Source organism: Gordonia araii NBRC 100433, assembly GCF_000241265.1.
GTDB lineage: Bacteria > Actinomycetota > Actinomycetes > Mycobacteriales > Mycobacteriaceae > Gordonia > Gordonia araii.
The window spans coordinates 1-18,141 of record NZ_BAEE01000016.1; the positions used below are offsets into that span (position 1 = coordinate 1).

Here is an 18,141-nt window from a genome sequence, read left to right on the forward strand (position 1 = left end):
GTCGACCAGGTCGAGGTCGCCACCGCGGAGTGGGTCGACTGGTTCAACCACCGAAGGCTCTACGAGTACTGCGGCGACATCCCGCCAGTAGAGATGGAGACTGCGCACTACGCTCAACAACCGACCCCGACACTCGTCGAGGTCTCAAACTAGAAAGTCTCCGGACACTCCGGGGCGGTTCATCTCCTGGGAACAAAACCCCTGATCACCGACGCGTTCCGCGGAACGTTTTCGCCTCACCAATCACTCACTCCTCAAGCGCAACATGAGGCGGCGACCTGATCGCGCACCGACGCTGAGATCAGCAAATAGTGGGCCGAACGCCGTCAGCCGCCAGGGGCCACGATGTCGGGCAACGGCTTGATGAGATCGCGGATGCGACCGGCATACTCCGCATCGACATCGCCGATGCCTGTCGCCATCCGAAGCAAGCGCCGCTGGTAGATGCTGGCCTGTTCGCCACGTGCGATACGCTCCGCCTCGATCTGCACCCGTGCGGCCGTATCGACATCGTCGCCGCTAAGCGGCGTTCGGACGTCGGTGACAGTCTCCCAGTCGTCGCTGATCGTGTACCCGTCGCCCTCGACCCTCTCGATGTAGCTCATCAGCGCCGAATGACGGGGTTGGAGGGCTTCTCCGGCCTCGGCGAGCAGATCGGCCAGCTGTCCCACCGTGGCTACGATCGGCTGCAGCGCCTCCATCGCACCAACCATGTCGTCGATGTTGCTGCGGGTCACCGGCGCCCCCTCGGCAAGGTGATCGGTGATCATGCGGGTACGCCAGATCAACTCGTCGTACACCTCGGTCGCCGCGTCGACGATCTCCGTGCCTGGCATGGCGTCCTGGATCTCACCCCGATACTTCGTCAGCATGCGCAAAACCGCGTACGGCGTCCTCATGGTTCAAGCGTCTCAAGGATTCTGCGGGCGCGCCAGGATCCGGGCCAACCGGGCTCGCCTCCACTAGCGTGAACACATGACCGCACGCCCTGACGCCACCGCCGCTGCCGCGTACATCGCAACCGAGTCCGGCGTCCCGCGCCACGACATCGCCATCGTCCTCGGCTCCGGGTGGTCCGAAGCCGTCCAGGCGTTCGGGTCGCCGGTCGCGGAACTGCCCATGTCGGGCGTTCCCGGGTTCGCCGCACCCCGCGCCTCCGGGCACAGCGGGACCATCACGTCGGCCCGCGTCGACGATCAGCGCGTGCTGGTCCTCGCCGGGCGCACCCACGCCTACGAGGGCCACGACCTGGCCAGCGTCGTCCATCCGGTGCGTACCGCCGCGGCCGCCGGCTGCTCGACGATCATTCTGACCAACGCAGCCGGAGCGGTGAACCACTCCTATCGGGTCGGCAGCCCGGTGCTCATCCGCGACCACATCAACCTGACGGCGCGCTCGCCCCTGGTCGGCGCGGAGTTCGTCAACATGGTCGACGCCTACTCCCCCGCGCTGCGCGCGACCGCCCAACGCGTGCACGACGCCCTCGACGGCGGACACGGCGTGACGGACACCTTGGACGAAGGCGTCTACGCGGGACTGCCCGGCCCCCAGTACGAGACGCCCGCCGAGATCACGATGCTCCGCACGCTCGGCGCCGATCTCGTCGGCATGTCGACGGTGCACGAGACGATCGCCGCCCGCGCGGCCGGTCTCGAGGTGCTGGGCATCTCCCTGGTCACCAACCTGGCGGCGGGCATCACCGGCGAGCCGCTGAACCACACCGAGGTCCTCGAATCCGGCCAGGCAGCCGCCGGCCGGATCGGCGCCCTGCTTCTGGGCATCGTCCACGCGTTGAGCAGTTCGGTCGGGCCGAACCCCGATCGCATCGCGGACACGTCGCTCGGCCCGAACCCCGACCGTGCCCTCTGACGAACTCCGCTTCGGCACCGCCGGGTTGCGCGGCCCGGTACGGCCCGGCCCGGGCGGGATGAACGTCGAACTCGTCGCACGCGCGACCTGGGCGGTCGGCGAATGGTTGCGCTCGACCGGGTATCCGGACGGGACCGTCGTCGTGGGCCGAGACGGCAGACATGGATCCGCCGAGTTCTTCTCGACGACGACGGGCGTCCTGGCCGCAGCCGGATTCGACGTCGTCGCGCTGCCTGGCCTGTCCCCGACGCCGCTGGTCGCCTTCGCCTGCCGCGATCTCGACGCCGCGGCGGGGATCCAGATCACCGCTTCGCACAACCCGGCGGCCGACAACGGCTACAAGCTGTACGGCGGCATCGGCACCGATGCGCCGGGCGCGCAGATCGTCGCACCCGTCGACGCGGAGATCGAAGCGCTGATGGCTCGCGCGCCGTCGGATATTCCGATGCGGCCGGTCGTGCCCGACGCGCGCGCCCGGGCGAACCGCGAGCGCTACCTGGCGAGGCTCTCGACGCGGTTCGGACGCGTCGACGGGCCGGTCCGGATCGCGTTGACCGCGCTCCACGGCGTCGGGGGATCGCTGGCCGTCGATGCGCTGCGAAACGCGGGCTGCGACGACGTCCGCGTCGTCGCCGACCAGTTCGCCCCCGACCCCGACTTCCCCACGGTCGAGTTTCCGAATCCGGAGGAACCCGGCGCGACTGACCGGCTGCTCCGCCTCGCCGCCGACGCAGACGCCCACCTCGCCGTCGCTCTCGACCCCGACGCCGATCGATGCGCACTCGCCATTCCCGACGGTGACGGATGGCGCCAGCTCACCGGCGACGAGGTGGGCGGGCTGCTGTGCAGCGCGCTGGCCGAGCCGGGTGGCGTCGTCGCGAGCAGCATCGTGTCCGGCACACTCGCCGCCGACGTCGCGCAAGCCGCGGGGGCGCGGTCGGTGCGGACGCTCACCGGTTTCAAGTGGCTCGTCCGGGCCGGCGAACCGCTGGTGTACGCGTACGAGGAGGCCATCGGGCACTGCGTCGTCCCGACCTCCGTGCGCGACAAGGACGGTATCGGCGCGGCCGTCCTCGCCGCCCGACTAGCCGCGCGGCTGCGACGCGACGGATCGTCGATCGCAACCCTGCTCGACGAGTTGGCGTTGCGGCACGGGGTGCATGCGACGGTGGGCCGGTCGCTGCGATTGCCGCCGCCCACGACCGCGGACGAGATCATGGGCCGGCTGAGATCGCGGCCGCGCACGTCCCTCGCGAGTGTCGATCTCACGCTCTTCGACTACGCGACCCGGACCGACGAATTGCGAACGGACGCGGTCGAATTCGCCGGCGAGACCGACAGTATGCGCGTCCGCGCGTTGATACGGCCGTCCGGCACCGAACCCAAGGTCAAGGCCTACGTCGAGGTGGTCGCCCCCGTGCCGTCGGCCGCCGCAGTCGCCGATGCACGGTCGAAGGCCACGGCGCTCGCAACGCGGGTCGCCGTGGCACTGCTGGCCTAGGATCAGTCCATGACGTCCCAGTATCCGCAGGGTTGGGATCCGCACTCGCAATCACAGTTCCCGACGACCCGGGAGACCGTGAGCGATCAGGGCGACGAGCCTTCTCCGAACGCCGCGGCTCGGACCAATGCGCTGCCGCTCATCGCGATCGCGCTCGTCACCGGTGGCCTGCTGGTCGTCGGGGCGGCGCTGGGCGCGATGCTCTACGGAAAGTCACGCGACACCGGTAGCGCAGGACCGGCGACGGTCACCACGACCGCGACGCATACGCCGGCCGACGAGACCACCGAGACGGCGACGACCACGACGACCAGAACGGTTGTGCCGCCCGGTGTTCCGGATGCCGCGGCGGTCGACGGCACCGACGTCCAGGGCTTCCTCGGCAACCCTGCGCGGTGCAACGTCGACGATCCGGCCGTATTCATCGGGCGGACCGCTCGGTCGCATGTCGTCGTGTGCCGAGCCGGCGCGACGGGCGGCCTGTACTACGTCGGCTACGCGGGCGGACACCGATCCGACGACGTCAGCTGGCCGGAGATCAACGGCTCGACGTATGTGTTCCGCACTCGGGGCGCCAGCTACCAAGCGGGCCCGAACGCGCTCACGATCGTCACGCCGAGCACCACGGTCACCGAACCATGGCTCGAAAGCTGGCGCGAGTGAGGGAACCGATCGCGTTCCCGGTGCGTCTTATTCGACATGACCGTCACACTGCACCCGTCCACCGTCCACCGATTCGCCTCTGGCCAGCTCGACGCCGCGCAGCGGGCCACGGCATCCGCGCTGTCGCTGCGCGGTGACCTCGCGCCACTGGTACCCACGTTCGGGCTGATCGGGGCCGAGTTCCTCGCCGCGTTGGCCAAGGTGCTCGATCTGTCGGCCCGGCACCTCGACAATCTCGGCGCACACCACGGGTCGACGGCCGTCCTGACCCGCGCGGGTCTCGCCTCCTACGAGGGCGCCGACGCGGCGGCCGCGGCTCGGACCAGGGCGAGCTGACCATGGCGAGCGCGGAGTTGCTCATCGCCCCGTTGCGTGTGCTGATCGCCGCCCTCGGCACCGGAGTCCTACCGCCGGGCAGCCCACTCGCCGCGTTGCAGAAGGCGGCAAACGCGTCGGCACGAGAAGCTGCCGGCGCTGCGCGCGAGGCGCAGGCGCTGGCCGGGTCGTGGGCGGGGCACGGTGGGCGGGCCGCTACGCAGACCGCGCAGTCGACCGGTCGGCGGCATCGCCGATCGGCGACTTCCAACTCGTCGTCGGTCGCCATCGTCGAAGCGGCGAGTGCCAAGGTCGGCCGTGCCGCGGCCGAGTTGCAGCGGCTACTCGACTCGTTCGCGCGGGCGGCCAACGCGATGGGACCCGCCCTCTACAGCGTCGAGGGATTGATGGCTTTGCTCCCCGTGGCCCTCGATCACGTCGCCCGTGGCGCCGCCATCGTCGCGAAGACCCAGGAGGCGCTGCGCTCAGATGCCGCCGCACTGCTCGCCAACGCCAAACACCTCGCGCCGCAACCCGTTCCGGCACCCGGTACCGCCGGTGCGGGCAACGACGCGTCGCTCCTGGTCACCCTGCCCAACGGCAAGACGGTCCGCGCGCCCAACGCCCGGGCCGCCAAAGCAGTGCGCGCCGCACTCAGCCAGCGCGGTGTCCCCTACCTGTGGGGCGGGACGACGACGAAGGGCTTCGACTGCAGCGGCTTCACGCAATGGGCCTATCGTCAGGCGGGACTCGACATCCCGCGTCTGGCCCAAGATCAGGACAACGCCGGTTTCCGGATCGGCCAGGCCCAGGTGCAGCCCGGCGACCTGGCGGTGTGGGACGGCCACGTCGCGATGGTCATCGGCGATGGGCTGATGGTGGAGGCAGGCGACCCCGTCCAGATCAATCCGATCCGGACGACGAACCTGGGCCAGGGGTTCCAGGGCTTCTACCGGCCGCGCTAGCCGGACAGCCGGCTGCGAAGGGCTATCGCCGGCGAGGCCGGTTGTCGGGGCTCCACATCGGCTTGCCGTTGGGATACTCCGACTTCTCGTACGTGAGCACGCCGTCGGGCTCGGTGACGAACCTGCCGTCGCACTTGCCCTTGAGCGCGGTCAGAATCGCGCGGGAGGCCTCGGGGTCGACGGTTTCCGCGGTGTGCTCGATCCCCACGTCGGGAAACGGCGCGTAGTCGCGCAGCGGCTTGGCGCGGCACTGCCCGCCGTCGAGGTGGCCGTCGACCCATTCACGCTTGCTGCGGATGCCGACGTAGAAGATTTCGCCAGGGGTGTCGTCGCCGGCGTTGAGCTTCTACAGATAGCCGGACTTGCTGTCCGGACAGATCTCCGACCCGGCACGGCCACAAGCCCCGGCCGAGCCGTACGGGGCCGCACCGACCGCGATGTTGGCGCGACGTGCCCCTTCTTGTACCCGCCCATGTTCTTCAGATACCAGCGGGTCGTGCTGCCGCCGATGCTGTGCCCGACGAGCGCGATCTTGGCGCCGCGGTGCTTGGCGACGACACCGTCGACGGCACGGCCGATGGCGGCCGAATCGGCGAGCAGGCGGACTCCCAGCAGGTCGAGCACCTGGACCCGGTACCCGGCGGCCCGAATACGATCGGCCATCATCGCGTAGGGCCCCGCGGTGATGCTCTGCCCAGGCACGATGATCACATCCGTGACCGGGTGCGAGAGGTAGCCCGGTGCAGCCGAGGCCGGGCCGGTGCCCGCCATCCCGACGAGGGCCACCGTCGCGGCTGTCGCCGCCGCACAACGAGTGAACTTCCGACGAATCATGCCAGTCATGTAGGCAGCCCTAACAACCGGCGGCTCGGGGTCAACACCGTCAGGCGTCGACGACGTCTCCGACCGTCTTCGCGTCGGCGCGACGGAACAGCCTGCTCCAGAAGCTCGGCTTCTTCTCGTCGTCCTCGTCGTCGGGACCGGCGTCGTCGATCCACTCGGCACCCTTGTACACCGCCCGGTACATGTTCACGGTCGTCACGATGAGGATCATCAGCACCGGACCGAACACGATGCCGGCGAAGCCGAACATCCCGAGCCCGGCGAACACCGCGAGCAGCATGAGCGCCGGGTGCAGATACGCGTTGCGCGGAACGAGCATCGGTCGCAGGACGTTGTCGATGTTCGTAATCACCAGAAGATGGAACAGCACGACGAAGACTCCGCCGGCGACGTTCCCGGTAAGCGCCATGCCGATGCCCAGCGGGATGGTCACGATTCCGCTGCCCAGGGGGATCACCGAGAGCACCGTCAAGAAAATGACGAACATGAAGAACGCCTGGTGGATTCCGGCGATGTAGATGGACACGGCACCGGCGAAGCCCTGGACGAACGCGATCACGAACTGCCCGCCGACGGTCGCGCGCACCATCGAGCCGATCTTGGTGAGGTATAGGTCGGAGACTTCCGGCCCGAGCGGATTCAGGTCTTTGAACGCGTCGACGACCTTGGGTCCGTTCGTCAGCAAAGCGATGAACACGTAGATGAAGATGATCGCCATCGTCACCGTGGTGGCCAGGCCGCCGGCCGAGTCGCGCGCGAAACCCAGCGCGAATTTTCCGCCGGCTTCGGCGACGTTCGACACCATCTCGCGCAGCTTGTCCATGGTCAGCGGCTCGACATTGATGAACGGCAGCTTCTCGGTGAACCTGTTGATCGACTCCAGTAACCGCTGACCGAGCTGATTCAGATCCGCCGTCTGCAGCCAGGTGCGCACGCTGTCGACCATCTGGGCGATCTGCACGCCGGCCAGTGTGATGACCGCCCCAAGCGGAATCGCCACGATCGCAATCGCGCTGATCAGGGTCAGCGCCGACGCGGCGCCCGAACTCATGCGTTTGGCCAACCGCCGATAGATCGGCGAGAAGAGATACGCGAGCACGGCGGCGAAGCCGATCAGAACCAGATAGTGGCGCAGGAAATACGCCCCGAACAGCAGGGCGATCGCCGTCATGACACCGAGTGCTCGACGCTCGGTCGGGCTGAACTCCGCCAACACCCCATCATCGTAGGCGGGCCGATCACCCCGGCGCCGACCAAGAGCGAAAGTGGCTTATCGCCCCAGGTTCGGTGCGGGCGCGGGGCCTTCGTTAGGCTTTCCCCCATGGCCGGAGACATCGTCCCCATTGAGCTGGGTCTCACCGACGGAAATGCCTATACCCTTTGGGCCCCGCGCTGGCGCGAGGACGACGAGGAGTGGGAGGCCTTCCTAGGGCTAGAGGAGGACCTGTACGGGTTCGACGACGTCGCCCACCTCGTCGGCTACATCCGCAGCACCGACGAGGAGCACGATCTCGTCGACCATCCGGCGTGGCCGACGGTCCTGGAGTTGCAGGCCGACGAGTTCGTGCCCGACGAGCGGCACACCTACGACCTGATCGGCGTACCCGAACTCGCGGCCGAGGACCCCACGCCGGAGAACATCGCCGACCTCGAGGATGTGCTCGAGATCGTCCGCATCCTCGGCGAGGTCTGCGAACTCACGACGATCACCAAGTTCTTCAACGGCAATCCGATTCTCGGCGCCGTCACCGCGGGCACCCGCAACTTCGTCGGGCGCGACGGCCAGGACCTCTGGGTGCGGATCGGCCGGCTCATCGCCAAGCACTGGGATGACGTGATCGACGCCCTCGACGACGTCGTCACCAGCCCCGACGTCGACGACGCCGCGGTCGCGGCCGCCGAGGCCGAACTCGCGGCCGCCGCGTCGGCCGAGGACGAGGACGAGCCGCAAGACGACGATCTCGATCTGGTCGGCGACGCCGATGACGACGACGCGAAGGCACTCGTCGACGACGAAGACGTTGACGACGAAGAAGACACCGAAGCGGCCGAACTGCTCGACGGCGACATCGAGGAGGACGACTTCTGGGTGAACGTCGGCATCGACCCGATCCAGATCACCACCAACGACGGCGAATATCTCTCGCTCCGGTGCTATCTCGACGACGAGCCGGTGTTCCTCGGCAAGGACGGCTCGATCTTCGTCTTCGGTTCGATCCGGTCGATCACCCGATTCCTCGCCGAGGATGATGACCACGATCTGGCCAAGGTGTCGACCTTCGACGACGTGCGCGCCGCCGCCACCGACGGCTCGCTGGAGTTCGAGGTCTACGAGGACAACGTGTACGTGCTGCCCGGCCTGGCTGAGGACATCGCCGACGGGCCGCGCCGCATTGACGGCGAGCAACTCGACCTCGCCGTCGAATTGCTTCTCGACGCCGGTGAGTACGCCGAGGACGACGCCGTCGCCGAAGCGCTGAGTTCCACGACTCCGCTCGGCTGGTTCATCGACTACGCGACGAACCCGGACCCCAAGCGCCTCGCGCCCAGCCCGCCCTTCGACAACGAGTCCGAAGCCTTCCGCGCCCTGGTGCACGAATTCGAGGATCGGCTAGAGCGCAAGGCGTAGGCGCCCACTCAGCGCAGGTGAGGTGCCCACTCGGCGTAGGTGAGGTGCCCACTCGGCAAGGTTGAGGTGCCCACTCGCGAGCTTGGGCGGTCAGGCTATTGGGTGGTCGAGTGCCGATCGAGCTTGCGAGATCGGTGTATCGAGACCACGCGCGAGCTTGGCGGCCGGCTACTTGGGTCGATCGGGCTACTGGGGTGGTCGAGTGCCGATCGAGCGTGCGAGATCGGTGTATCGAGACCACCGCACCGGCACGCCACCCGCACCGGCCGACCCCGACACAGCTAGCCGATCAGGACCGCATAGCCGGGCTTGATCACGTCGTCGATCAGCCTCATCCGCTGGTCGAACGGGATGAACGCCGACTTCATGGCGTTGACCGTGAAGCGTTCGAAATCGGCCCAGCCATAACCGAATTGGTCTGCCAGCAGAGCACATTCGCGGCTCATCGACGTGTCGCCCATCAACCGGTTGTCGGTGTTGACGGTGACCCGGAACCGCAGGCGGGCGAGGATGTTGAACGGGTGCGACGCCAGGTCGGGCACCGCCCCGGTCTGCACGTTCGACGACGGGCACAGCTCCAGCGGAATCCGCTTGTCCCGCACGTAGTTGGCGATGTCGCCGAGTTCAGCGCCGGGAAAGGACGACGCGGCGGGATCGGCGCCCGGCGCCAGCTCGACGTCGTCGATGACGCGCACGCCGTGCCCCAGTCGATCGGCGCCGCAGTACCCGATGGCCTCTTTGATCGACGGCAGCCCGAACGCCTCCCCCGCGTGGATCGTGTAGCGCATGCACCGGGCGCGCAAATAGTCGAAGGCGTCGAGATGCCTGGTCGGCGGATTGCCCGCCTCCGCGCCGGCGATGTCGAAGCCGACCACCCCGTCGCGCCGGAACCGCACGGCGAGTTCGGCGATCTCCGTCGAACGGGCGGCGTGTCTCATCGCCGTGACGAGACATCCGACGACGATGGGAGTTCCCGCGGCAGCGGCCGCCCGCTGGCCGTCGGCGAATCCGGCGACGACCGCGGCGACCACCTCGTCGAGGCTCAGCCCCTGCTCCAGGTGCAACTCGGGAGCGAACCGGATCTCCGCGTAGACGACCCCGTCGGCGGCGAGATCCTCGACGCACTCGAAGGCCACGCGCCGCAACGCGGCCGCGGTCTGCATGACCGCGACCGTGTGCCCGAAGGTGCGCAGATACCGCACCAGCGACCCCGCGTTGGCGTTGTCGACGAACCACCGGCCGAGTTGCGCCGGGTCCTGGGTCGGCAGTTCCTCGTAGCCGGATTCACGGGCCAGGTCGACGATCGTCGCCGGCCGCAGTCCGCCGTCGAGGTGGTCGTGCAGCACCACCTTCGGGGCGACTCTAAGAGTGCCGGCGGACACGGGCTCGGCGTGCGCGGTACGGGTGACGGGTTCGGAATCGGAGCTCATGTGTTGAGCCTGACACAGTTTGCGAGTGAGATATTGTGCACACTCCATTCACGGGTGAAACATCGCGCTAACAGCCCGCGAAGGCCTGTGACCGTGCCATTTCCGCACCATTACCAGATTCCGTATTGGTAAGGCAAACCTTAGTTCCGATCTGTTGGATAGCAGATTTCCTCAGGCCGATTTCAGGGACCAATGTCATGGGTTTAGAGTCATGGATATCTGGTCCATTTGCTGTTGAACGTCGGAGGCCAAGTTCGGTATGAGCACCACCACTGAGGCGCCCGCTCCGGTGCGCAAACGATCGCTGTACCGCGGTGATCCCGGCATGTGGGCCTGGGTCCTGCACCGCATCACGGGTGTCACGATCTTCTTCTTCCTCTTCGTTCACGTGCTCGACACCGCGGTGATCCGCATCAACGAAGACGAGTACGACGCGATCATCAACACCTACAAGACGCCGATCATCGGGCTGATGGAGATCGCGCTCGTCTTCTGCGTTCTCTTCCACGCCTTCAACGGCATCCGCGTCATCCTGATCGACTTCTGGTCGAAGGGTCCCCGCTACCAGCGCCAGATGCTCTGGGTCGTCGTCGGCGTGTTCACCCTCGTATTCGGTGCGGCCGCCATCCGCCTGCTGCAACTCATCCTGAGCCACGCGTTGTAAGGACTAGACACGATGACGACTGCGCAACCCGCCAAGACCCTCCTCACCGCTCACGACCGTCCGCCGTCACTCGACAACCCGCGCTCGCCGCGCAAGCCCAGGGGCGGCAACTTCGAGAAGTACGCGTGGCTGTTCATGCGCTTCTCCGGAATCGTGCTCGTCTTCCTGGTGATCGGCCACATGGCGATCATGCTGACCTGGGACGAGGGCGTTCACCGCATCAGCTCCGAGTTCGTCAAGGAGCGGTGGGCCAGCCCGTTCTGGCAGATCTGGGATCTGTCGATGCTGTGGCTCGCCCAGCTGCACGGAGGCAACGGCGTGCGCACCGTGATCGCCGACTACACCCGCAAGGATTCGACCCGCTTCTGGCTGAACCTGCTGCTGGGCGTGTCGATGATCCTCGTCCTCGTCCTCGGCAGCTACGCGCTGCTCACGTTCAACACCGGCGGCTAGTCACGCCGACCGCCCGTTCGCGGCACCTCGTCACAAGGAGACCCACCACTCATGCAGGAACACCGTTACGACGTGGTCATCGTCGGCGCTGGCGGCGCCGGGATGCGGGCGGCCATCGAGTCCGCGCCGCGCGCCCGCACCGCGGTCCTCACCAAGCTCTACCCGACCCGCAGCCACACCGGTGCGGCGCAGGGCGGCATGTGCGCCGCGCTGGCGAACGTCGAAGAGGACAACTGGGAGTGGCACACCTTCGACACCGTCAAGGGCGGTGACTACCTGGCCGACCAGGACGCCGTGGAGATCATGGCCAAGGAAGCCATCGACGCGGTGATCGACCTGGAGAAGATGGGCCTGCCGTTCAACCGCACGCCGGAAGGCAAGATCGACCAGCGCCGCTTCGGCGGGCACACTCGCGACCACGGCAAGAGCCCGGTGCGCCGCGCCTGTTACGCCGCCGACCGCACCGGCCACATGATTCTGCAGACCCTCTACCAAAACTGCGTCAAGCACGACGTCGAGTTCTTCAACGAGTTCTACGCCCTCGACATCGCCCTCACCGAGAACGCCGACGGCGAGAAGGTCGCGACCGGCGTCATCGCCTACGAACTCGCCACCGGCGAGATCCACGTGTTCCACGCCAAGTCGATCGTCTTCGCGACGGGCGGTTCGGGGCGCATGTACAAGACGACCTCCAACGCCCACACGCTCACCGGCGACGGCATGGGCATCATCTTCCGCAAGGGACTGCCCCTGGAGGACATGGAGTTCCACCAGTTCCACCCGACCGGCCTGGCCGGCCTGGGCATCCTGATCTCCGAGGCCGTCCGCGGCGAGGGCGGCATCCTGCGCAACGTCGACGGCGAGCGCTTCATGGAGCGCTACGCGCCGACGATCAAGGACCTCGCCCCCCGTGACATCGTCGCCCGTTCGATGGTGCTCGAAGTGCTCGAGGGCCGCGGCGCCGGGCCGAACAAGGACTACGTCTACATCGACGTCACCCACCTCGGCGAGGACGTCCTCAACGAGAAGCTCCCCGACATCACCGAGTTCGCCCGCACCTACCTCGGCGTCGACCCGGTTACCGAGTACGTGCCGGTGTACCCGACCTGTCACTACGTGATGGGCGGCATCCCGACCACCGTCGAGGGACAGGTCCTCGCCAACAACGACGAGATCGTCCACGGCCTCTACGCGGCGGGCGAATGCGCCTGCGTGTCGGTCCACGGCGCGAACCGGCTGGGCACCAACTCGCTGCTCGACATCAACGTGTTCGGGCGCCGGGCCGGCATCGCCGCGGCCGAGTACGCCAACACCCACGAGTTCGTCGAGATGCCGGAGAATCCGACCGAGATGGTCGACGAATGGCTCGACGTCGTCCTCTCCGAGCACGGCAACGAGCGCGTCGCCGATATCCGCACGGACCTCCAGCAGACGATGGACAACAACGCGTCGGTGTTCCGCACTGAGGAGACCCTGACGCGCGCCCTCGCCGACGTCCAGGCGCTCAAGGAGCGCTACAACCACGTGCGCGTCCACGACAAGGGCAAGCGCTTCAACAGCGACCTGCTCGAGGCGATCGAGCTGGGCTTCCTGCTGGAGATGGCCGAGGTCACCGTCATCGGCGCGCTCAACCGCAAGGAATCGCGCGGCGGCCACGCTCGCGAGGATTACCCGAACCGCGACGACGCGAACTACATGAAGCACACGATGGCGTACAAGAAGGGCCAGGGCCTGCTTGCCGACATCGAGCTGGACTACAAGCCGGTGGTCCAGACCCGCTACGAGCCGATGGAGCGTAAGTACTGATGACCGCAACCGTCGAAGATCACGCAGTCGCCGGCGATCCGCCGCTGCCCCCGGTCCCGGCCGAGGCGCGGATGGTGAACCTGAAGATCTACCGGTTCAACCCGGAGGATCCCGACGCCGCCGGCTTCGAGACGTTCCGCGTCCCGGCCCTGCCGACCGACCGTCTGCTCAACCTGCTGCTGTACGTGAAGGGCTACCTCGACGGCACCCTGACGTTCCGGCGCAGCTGCGCGCACGGCGTGTGCGGGTCCGACGCCATGCGCATCAACGGCGTCAACCGCCTGGCCTGCAAGCTCCTGATGAAGGACCTGCTCCCCAAGGACGCGGGCAAGGAGCTGACCATCACCGTCGAGCCCATCAAGGGTCTTCCGGTGGAGAAGGACCTCGTCGTCGACATGGAGCCCTTCTTCGACGCCTACCGCGCCGTGAAGCCGTTCCTCATCACCAGCGGCAACGAGCCGACCAAGGAGCGCATCCAGAGCCAGACCGACCGCGCCCGCTTCGACGACACCACCAAGTGCATCCTGTGCGCGTGTTGCACGACGAGCTGCCCGGTGTTCTGGAACGAGGGCTCCTACTACGGCCCCGCCGCGATCGTGAACGCGCACCGCTTTATCTTCGACAGCCGTGACGAGGGCGCGGTGGAGCGTCTCGACATCCTCAACGAGGTCGACGGCGTGTGGCGCTGCCGCACCACCTTCAACTGCACCGACGCGTGCCCGCGCGGCATTCAGGTCACCCAGGCCATCCAGGAGGTCAAGCGCGCGCTGATGTTCTCGCGCTGACCGCCCGGACCCGATCAGTCCTCACAAACCCCGTCGATTCTCCTTCTCGACGGGGTTTGTGCATGCCGGACGAGGGAGCCGTTCCGGCCTCCGGTGCGTCTAAGTAGGCATGACTGCTCACCTACACCCCCTTCGCCCGTCCGCCCGCCGTCTCCTGCCGCTGATCGTCCTGTCCGTCATCGGCACCACCGCCCCGAGCGTGGTCGCCGCACCGTCCCCGTCGTCCACCGTCGCCGCCGGATCGCGCGTCGCGATCACCTTCGTCGCCGATCGCCGCGACAACGGCCCGGCCGCGTGGTTCGACTCGCTGGGCCGACAGCGCGAGCAAGCCCGGACGGTACTGTCCTCGTTCAGCACCGCTCAGCAGTTGTGGTCGTCGACGCTGGTCTACACCTCGCAGCAGCCGGTGCGCCTCACCGCGAGCTTCACCACCGGCGGGGCGTTCGCCCGGTGCGTGATCACGGTCGACGACGAGGTGCGCGACACCCGAACGACCGTCGCCACGCGCGGACGAGTGACCTGCGCGCCGTAGCCTCGGGTCTCCGGCACCCTTGTTAGGGTGGGGCGTGACCTTCTCGGGGGACGTGGATCGACGACATCGCAATAGCTGGGCGCGCGCATCCGCGCTGGTCGCCGCCGGGGCGCTGATGTCGGGAAGCATGGTGCTGGGCGGCGCCGCCGCGGTGGCCGATCCGCATCACGGACCCGGCCATGCCGCCGGTGCTGCGCCGACGACCCCGGGCACCGATCACTGCCCGCACCAGTCATCGACGCCACCGGCTGTCGACACCTCCGAAGTGCCCAAACCCGGCGAGACCAAACCCAAACCCCTGCCGGTGCAGATCCCGCCGGTCGGCGGACCGAGGCTTTCGGCGTGCGGCGTCGTGGTCGCCGACGGAATGGGATCGGCACCGGGCAAGCTGACCTCGGCGTCATGGCTGGTCGCCGACATGGGCAGCGGAGACATTCTCGCCGCGAAGGACCCGCACGGCCGTTACCGTCCGGCCTCGACGATCAAGGTGCTGCTGGCCCTGGTCGCGCTGGACGAGCTGGACCTGAGCACACCGGTCACCGTGCAGAAGTCGGAGTACGAGACCGAGGGCGACTCCTGCGGGACCGGCCCGCGCGGCCGCTACACCAACCGGGACATGCTCACCGGACTGCTCATGGCGTCGGGCAACGACTGCGCGATGGTGATCGCCAGGCAACTCGGCGGCGTCGACACCACCCTGGCGAAGATGAACGCCCGGGCCAAAGACCTCGGCGCCCTGGACACGCGCGCCGCGTCGCCGTCCGGCCTCGACGCCCCCGGGATGTCGACGTCGGCCTACGACCTCGCGGTCATCTTCCGCGCGGCAATGCGCAACGACACCTTCCGCGACATGATCGGCAAGCGGCAATACCGGTTCCCCGGCTACCCGCCGCGGCCGGAGATCCCCGGCGATCCCGACCATCCGGCCTACGACATGTTCACCACCAACAACCTGCTGGTCGAGGGTTATCCCGGCATGCTCGGCGGCAAGACCGGCTACACCGACGACGCGCTCAAGACCTACGTCGGGGCCGCGCGGGTGGGGTCGAGAGACGTCCTGATCGTTCAGCTCTACGGGCTGTCCACGGAGACGTCGTCGTACTGGACGCAGGCGAAAGACCTCTTCGAGTGGGGTGGTCGCGCCCCCGATGGCGCCGCCATCGGGACGCTGAACGCCAAGCAGTCGCCGGAATCGTCGACGCCGACACCGACGACGACAACGCCGCGCACCCCCGTCGCCGCGCCCGGTGAGTCGCCATCGTGGACGTCGACGGGCATCTTCGACAACAGTCTGCTCATGGCCGCGATCGCCGCCATCGTCGTCGGCGGCCTGGGCTACCTCGGGATCAGAACGCTCTCGCGCCGCTAACCGCCGACCGTGCCCAGTTTCCCGCCGACCGTGCCCAGTTTCCCGCCGACCGTGCCCACATTCCCGCCGACCGTGCCCACATTCCCGCCGACCGTGCCCAGTTTCCCGCCGACCGTGCCCACCATGTAAGGACGGTGGATTCGTCTCGGGCCGCGATATTCAGACGCGGAGGTCGGATGCCTTTTCGTCATCGGCGCTCTCCCCGTCGTCCGGGTCGGCGTCTATCGCGTCTTGGTCATCGAGCAGGTACTCGGCGTTGATGGGATCGGTCGCACACCAGGCGGTCGCGTAGAACATGATGCGAGCCACGACGTTGATGAACATCATCACGGTGATGATCGAGCCGAACGCGGCACCGGCCGGCCCGCGACTCGTCGCGGCGATGATCATGCCGGCCGCCGCCTTGAGCGCTTCGAAAGCGACGGCGGCCAGCAACCCGGCCTTCCACGCATTCCGCAGCGGAAGGTTGACCAGCGGAACCTTTGCCAGCACGACCGTGAGCAGCGGCCAGGTGATGAGGACCGACACGATGGGCGCCACGACCTTGAACAGGCTCACCGCCACGGGCGACCAGTCGAGGTTGAGCCACACCAGAACGGTGTCCGCGAGCGCCGACGACCCGGCGGCGCTCAACACCAGAGCGACGACGAACCACAGCCCCAACAGGGCGAACTGACCCAGGTCGTAGACCTTGGACAGCACCGGGTTGCGCTCGACCTTGCCACCCCAGATAGCGGTCATCGCCTCGCGCGCGCCGGACATCCAGTTGATCCCGGTCCACGCGGCGAAAACCAGGCCGAGCGTACCGACGGTCGAGCGGGACCGGATGGCCGAATCCATCGCGTTGGCCAGCGTCTCGCCCAGGTTGCCCGGTACGGCGTCGACGATGGCCTGCCGGATGTCGTCGAGCAGCTCGGGGCGGCGCGACAGGATGAAGCCGGCGACGGCGAAAGCGACCATGAGTACCGGAACCAGGGCCATCACCGTGCGGAAGCTCATCGCCGCCGCGAACGCGCCGCCGTAATGCTCATCGTGGCGTTCCATCGTCGACACGAGTCGGTCGACGCGCGGGAATCGCCTGCGCAACTCCTTGAGTCCGTCCGTCAACGCCGTGATCAGCGCGGACACCCGAGCGACGATCGCGGTGAACAGCGCGACCACCGGGTCGACGACGACGGCGATGGGCGGCGGCAAGGACGGCATGGTGTGCGAACGTACTCCTACCGCGCGGACGGCGCGAGGAACCCGACCTTGTCGTACACGTCGGCGAGCGTCGGCGCGGCCACCGCGCGGGCCTTCTCGGCGCCAGCAGCGAGAATGCCGTCGAGATGCGCCGGGTCGGCCAGCAACTCGTCGACCTTGCCGCGCAGTGGGGTCACGAAGTCGGCGAGTACGTCGGCGGTGTCCACCTTGAGATGCCCGTACTGCTTGCCCTCGTACGAGGCGACGAGGTCGTCGATGGCGCGCCCGGTGAGCGCGGACTGGATGGTGAGCAGGTTGGAGACGCCCGGCTTGTTCTCCTGATCGAACGCGACGACCGAGTCGCTATCGGTGACCGCCGAACGGATCTTCTTCGCCGAGCGCTTCGGCTCGTCGAGGAGGTTGATCAGCCCCGAGTCGGAGTCGGCCGATTTGCTCATCTTGGCGGTCGGGTTCTGCAGATCGTAGATCTTGGCGAACTCTTTGACGATGTAGGGCTTGGGCACGGTGAACGTCTCGCCGAAACGCGAGTTGAAACGCTGCGCGAGATCACGGGTCAGCTCGAGATGCTGACGCTGGTCCTCCCCCACCGGCACTTCGTCGACCTGGAAGGCGAGGATATCGGCGGCCATGAGGATCGGGTAGGTGAACAACCCCACTCCGGCCGCCTCGGTGCCCTGCTTCGCCGACTTGTCCTTGAACTGCGTCATCCGGTTGGCCTCGCCGAAACCGGTGATGCACGACAGCACCCAGGTCAGCTGGGCGATCTCGGGGATGTGCGACTGGACGTAGATCGTCGACCGCGCGGGGTCTACGCCCAGCGCCAACAGCTGCGCGACGCTGATCCGTGTGCGCTCACGCAGCTTGTCCGGGTCGGTCGCCACGGTGATGGCGTGCATGTCGGGAATGAAGTAGAACGCGTCGTCGAACTCGTCCTGCAACTGCACCCACTGCTTGACCGCGCCCAGGTAGTTGCCCAGGTGGAAGGAATCGCTGGTCGGCTGGATCCCCGACAGCACCCGCACGCGGCGGGCGGCGGTCGCGCGCTCGTCGTCACTCATGGTTTCCAGTCTTTCAGACGTGCGCGGACGGCACGGTTCCGGGCGAGCGTCGTGTC

At 67.6% G+C, this 18,141-nt stretch carries 19 protein-coding genes; 12 read left to right on the forward strand and 7 right to left on the reverse strand.

Annotated features, from left to right (window positions below):
- Positions 1 to 326 precede the first annotated feature (326 nt).
- A complete protein-coding gene (locus tag GOARA_RS02830; protein ID WP_007320775.1) occupies positions 327 to 899 on the reverse strand; it encodes a hypothetical protein in 573 nt (190 codons plus the stop codon).
- Positions 900 to 975: 76 nt separating this feature from the next.
- Here GOARA_RS02830 and GOARA_RS02835 point away from each other — a divergent pair, with 76 nt between their 5' ends.
- Genes GOARA_RS02835 through GOARA_RS02855 form a run of 5 tightly spaced genes read left to right on the forward strand, consistent with a single transcriptional unit; the run spans position 976 to position 5,313 of the window.
- A complete protein-coding gene (locus GOARA_RS02835) occupies positions 976 to 1,869 on the forward strand; it encodes a purine-nucleoside phosphorylase (RefSeq protein ID WP_007320776.1) in 894 nt (297 codons plus the stop codon).
- Complete coding sequence (locus GOARA_RS02840; protein ID WP_007320777.1) at positions 1,859 to 3,370, forward strand: phosphohexomutase domain-containing protein; 1,512 nt, start codon at positions 1,859 to 1,861, stop codon at positions 3,368 to 3,370. Before GOARA_RS02835 ends, GOARA_RS02840 begins: the two co-directional genes overlap by 11 nt.
- Positions 3,371 to 3,379: 9 nt before the next feature.
- Positions 3,380 to 4,033: a hypothetical protein gene (locus GOARA_RS02845; RefSeq protein ID WP_007320778.1), complete on the forward strand. Its 654-nt coding sequence runs from the start codon at positions 3,380 to 3,382 to the stop codon at positions 4,031 to 4,033.
- A gap of 36 nt (positions 4,034 to 4,069) precedes the next feature.
- Complete coding sequence (locus tag GOARA_RS02850) at positions 4,070 to 4,369, forward strand: type VII secretion target (RefSeq protein ID WP_007320779.1); 300 nt, start codon at positions 4,070 to 4,072, stop codon at positions 4,367 to 4,369.
- Positions 4,370 to 4,371: 2 nt separating this feature from the next.
- Positions 4,372 to 5,313: a C40 family peptidase gene (locus GOARA_RS02855; protein ID WP_007320780.1), complete on the forward strand. Its 942-nt coding sequence runs from the start codon at positions 4,372 to 4,374 to the stop codon at positions 5,311 to 5,313.
- A 22-nt stretch (positions 5,314 to 5,335) separates the two neighbouring features.
- Here the strand turns inward: GOARA_RS02855 and GOARA_RS19635 are convergent, their stop codons facing one another.
- A complete protein-coding gene (locus GOARA_RS19635; RefSeq protein ID WP_007320781.1) occupies positions 5,336 to 5,521 on the reverse strand; it encodes a hypothetical protein in 186 nt (61 codons plus the stop codon).
- A 675-nt stretch (positions 5,522 to 6,196) separates the two neighbouring features.
- Positions 6,197 to 7,372, reverse strand: a complete 1,176-nt coding sequence (locus GOARA_RS02865; protein WP_007320782.1) for an AI-2E family transporter — start codon at positions 7,370 to 7,372, stop codon at positions 6,197 to 6,199.
- Positions 7,373 to 7,477: 105 nt separating this feature from the next.
- On the opposite strand from GOARA_RS02865, the gene GOARA_RS02870 reads away from it, so the two are divergent.
- A complete protein-coding gene (locus tag GOARA_RS02870) occupies positions 7,478 to 8,785 on the forward strand; it encodes a SatS C-terminal domain-containing protein (RefSeq protein WP_007320783.1) in 1,308 nt (435 codons plus the stop codon).
- A gap of 281 nt (positions 8,786 to 9,066) precedes the next feature.
- On the opposite strand, the gene GOARA_RS02875 is transcribed toward GOARA_RS02870, so the two are convergent.
- Positions 9,067 to 10,215 (reverse strand): adenosine deaminase, encoded by a 1,149-nt coding sequence (locus GOARA_RS02875; RefSeq protein ID WP_083834757.1) that lies wholly within the window; start codon positions 10,213 to 10,215, stop codon positions 9,067 to 9,069.
- A 259-nt stretch (positions 10,216 to 10,474) separates the two neighbouring features.
- On the opposite strand from GOARA_RS02875, the gene sdhC reads away from it, so the two are divergent.
- The 6 genes from sdhC to GOARA_RS02905 all read left to right on the forward strand — a co-directional run bounded on the left by sdhC (position 10,475) and on the right by GOARA_RS02905 (position 15,824).
- Complete coding sequence (gene sdhC, locus GOARA_RS02880) at positions 10,475 to 10,879, forward strand: succinate dehydrogenase, cytochrome b556 subunit (RefSeq protein WP_007320785.1); 405 nt, start codon at positions 10,475 to 10,477, stop codon at positions 10,877 to 10,879.
- 12 nt (positions 10,880 to 10,891) lie between these two features.
- Positions 10,892 to 11,332, forward strand: a complete 441-nt coding sequence (locus GOARA_RS02885; RefSeq protein ID WP_007320786.1) for a succinate dehydrogenase hydrophobic membrane anchor subunit — start codon at positions 10,892 to 10,894, stop codon at positions 11,330 to 11,332.
- Positions 11,333 to 11,383: 51 nt separating this feature from the next.
- Positions 11,384 to 13,138, forward strand: coding sequence for a succinate dehydrogenase flavoprotein subunit (sdhA, locus tag GOARA_RS02890; protein ID WP_007320787.1), 1,755 nt, complete (start codon positions 11,384 to 11,386; stop codon positions 13,136 to 13,138).
- Positions 13,138 to 13,923: a succinate dehydrogenase iron-sulfur subunit gene (locus GOARA_RS02895; protein ID WP_007320788.1), complete on the forward strand. Its 786-nt coding sequence runs from the start codon at positions 13,138 to 13,140 to the stop codon at positions 13,921 to 13,923. The genes sdhA and GOARA_RS02895 overlap by 1 nt, the downstream gene beginning before the upstream one ends.
- 109 nt (positions 13,924 to 14,032) lie before the next feature.
- Entirely contained in the window at positions 14,033 to 14,455 is a 423-nt protein-coding gene (locus GOARA_RS18800; protein WP_007320789.1) for a hypothetical protein, read from the forward strand.
- Between the two features lie 127 nt (positions 14,456 to 14,582).
- Entirely contained in the window at positions 14,583 to 15,824 is a 1,242-nt protein-coding gene (locus GOARA_RS02905) for a D-alanyl-D-alanine carboxypeptidase family protein (RefSeq protein WP_007320790.1), read from the forward strand.
- On the opposite strand, the gene GOARA_RS20720 is transcribed toward GOARA_RS02905, so the two are convergent.
- Genes GOARA_RS20720 through trpS form a run of 3 tightly spaced genes read right to left on the reverse strand, consistent with a single transcriptional unit; the run spans position 15,821 to position 18,085 of the window.
- Positions 15,821 to 15,949, reverse strand: a complete 129-nt coding sequence (locus GOARA_RS20720; RefSeq protein WP_007320791.1) for a hypothetical protein — start codon at positions 15,947 to 15,949, stop codon at positions 15,821 to 15,823. The two genes, GOARA_RS02905 and GOARA_RS20720, sit on opposite strands and share 4 nt — an antisense overlap.
- A 34-nt stretch (positions 15,950 to 15,983) precedes the next feature.
- Complete coding sequence (locus GOARA_RS02910) at positions 15,984 to 17,027, reverse strand: YhjD/YihY/BrkB family envelope integrity protein (RefSeq protein WP_007320792.1); 1,044 nt, start codon at positions 17,025 to 17,027, stop codon at positions 15,984 to 15,986.
- Positions 17,028 to 17,044: 17 nt separating this feature from the next.
- Positions 17,045 to 18,085 (reverse strand): tryptophan--tRNA ligase, encoded by a 1,041-nt coding sequence (gene trpS, locus GOARA_RS02915; RefSeq protein WP_007320793.1) that lies wholly within the window; start codon positions 18,083 to 18,085, stop codon positions 17,045 to 17,047.
- Positions 18,086 to 18,141: the final 56 nt, after the last annotated feature.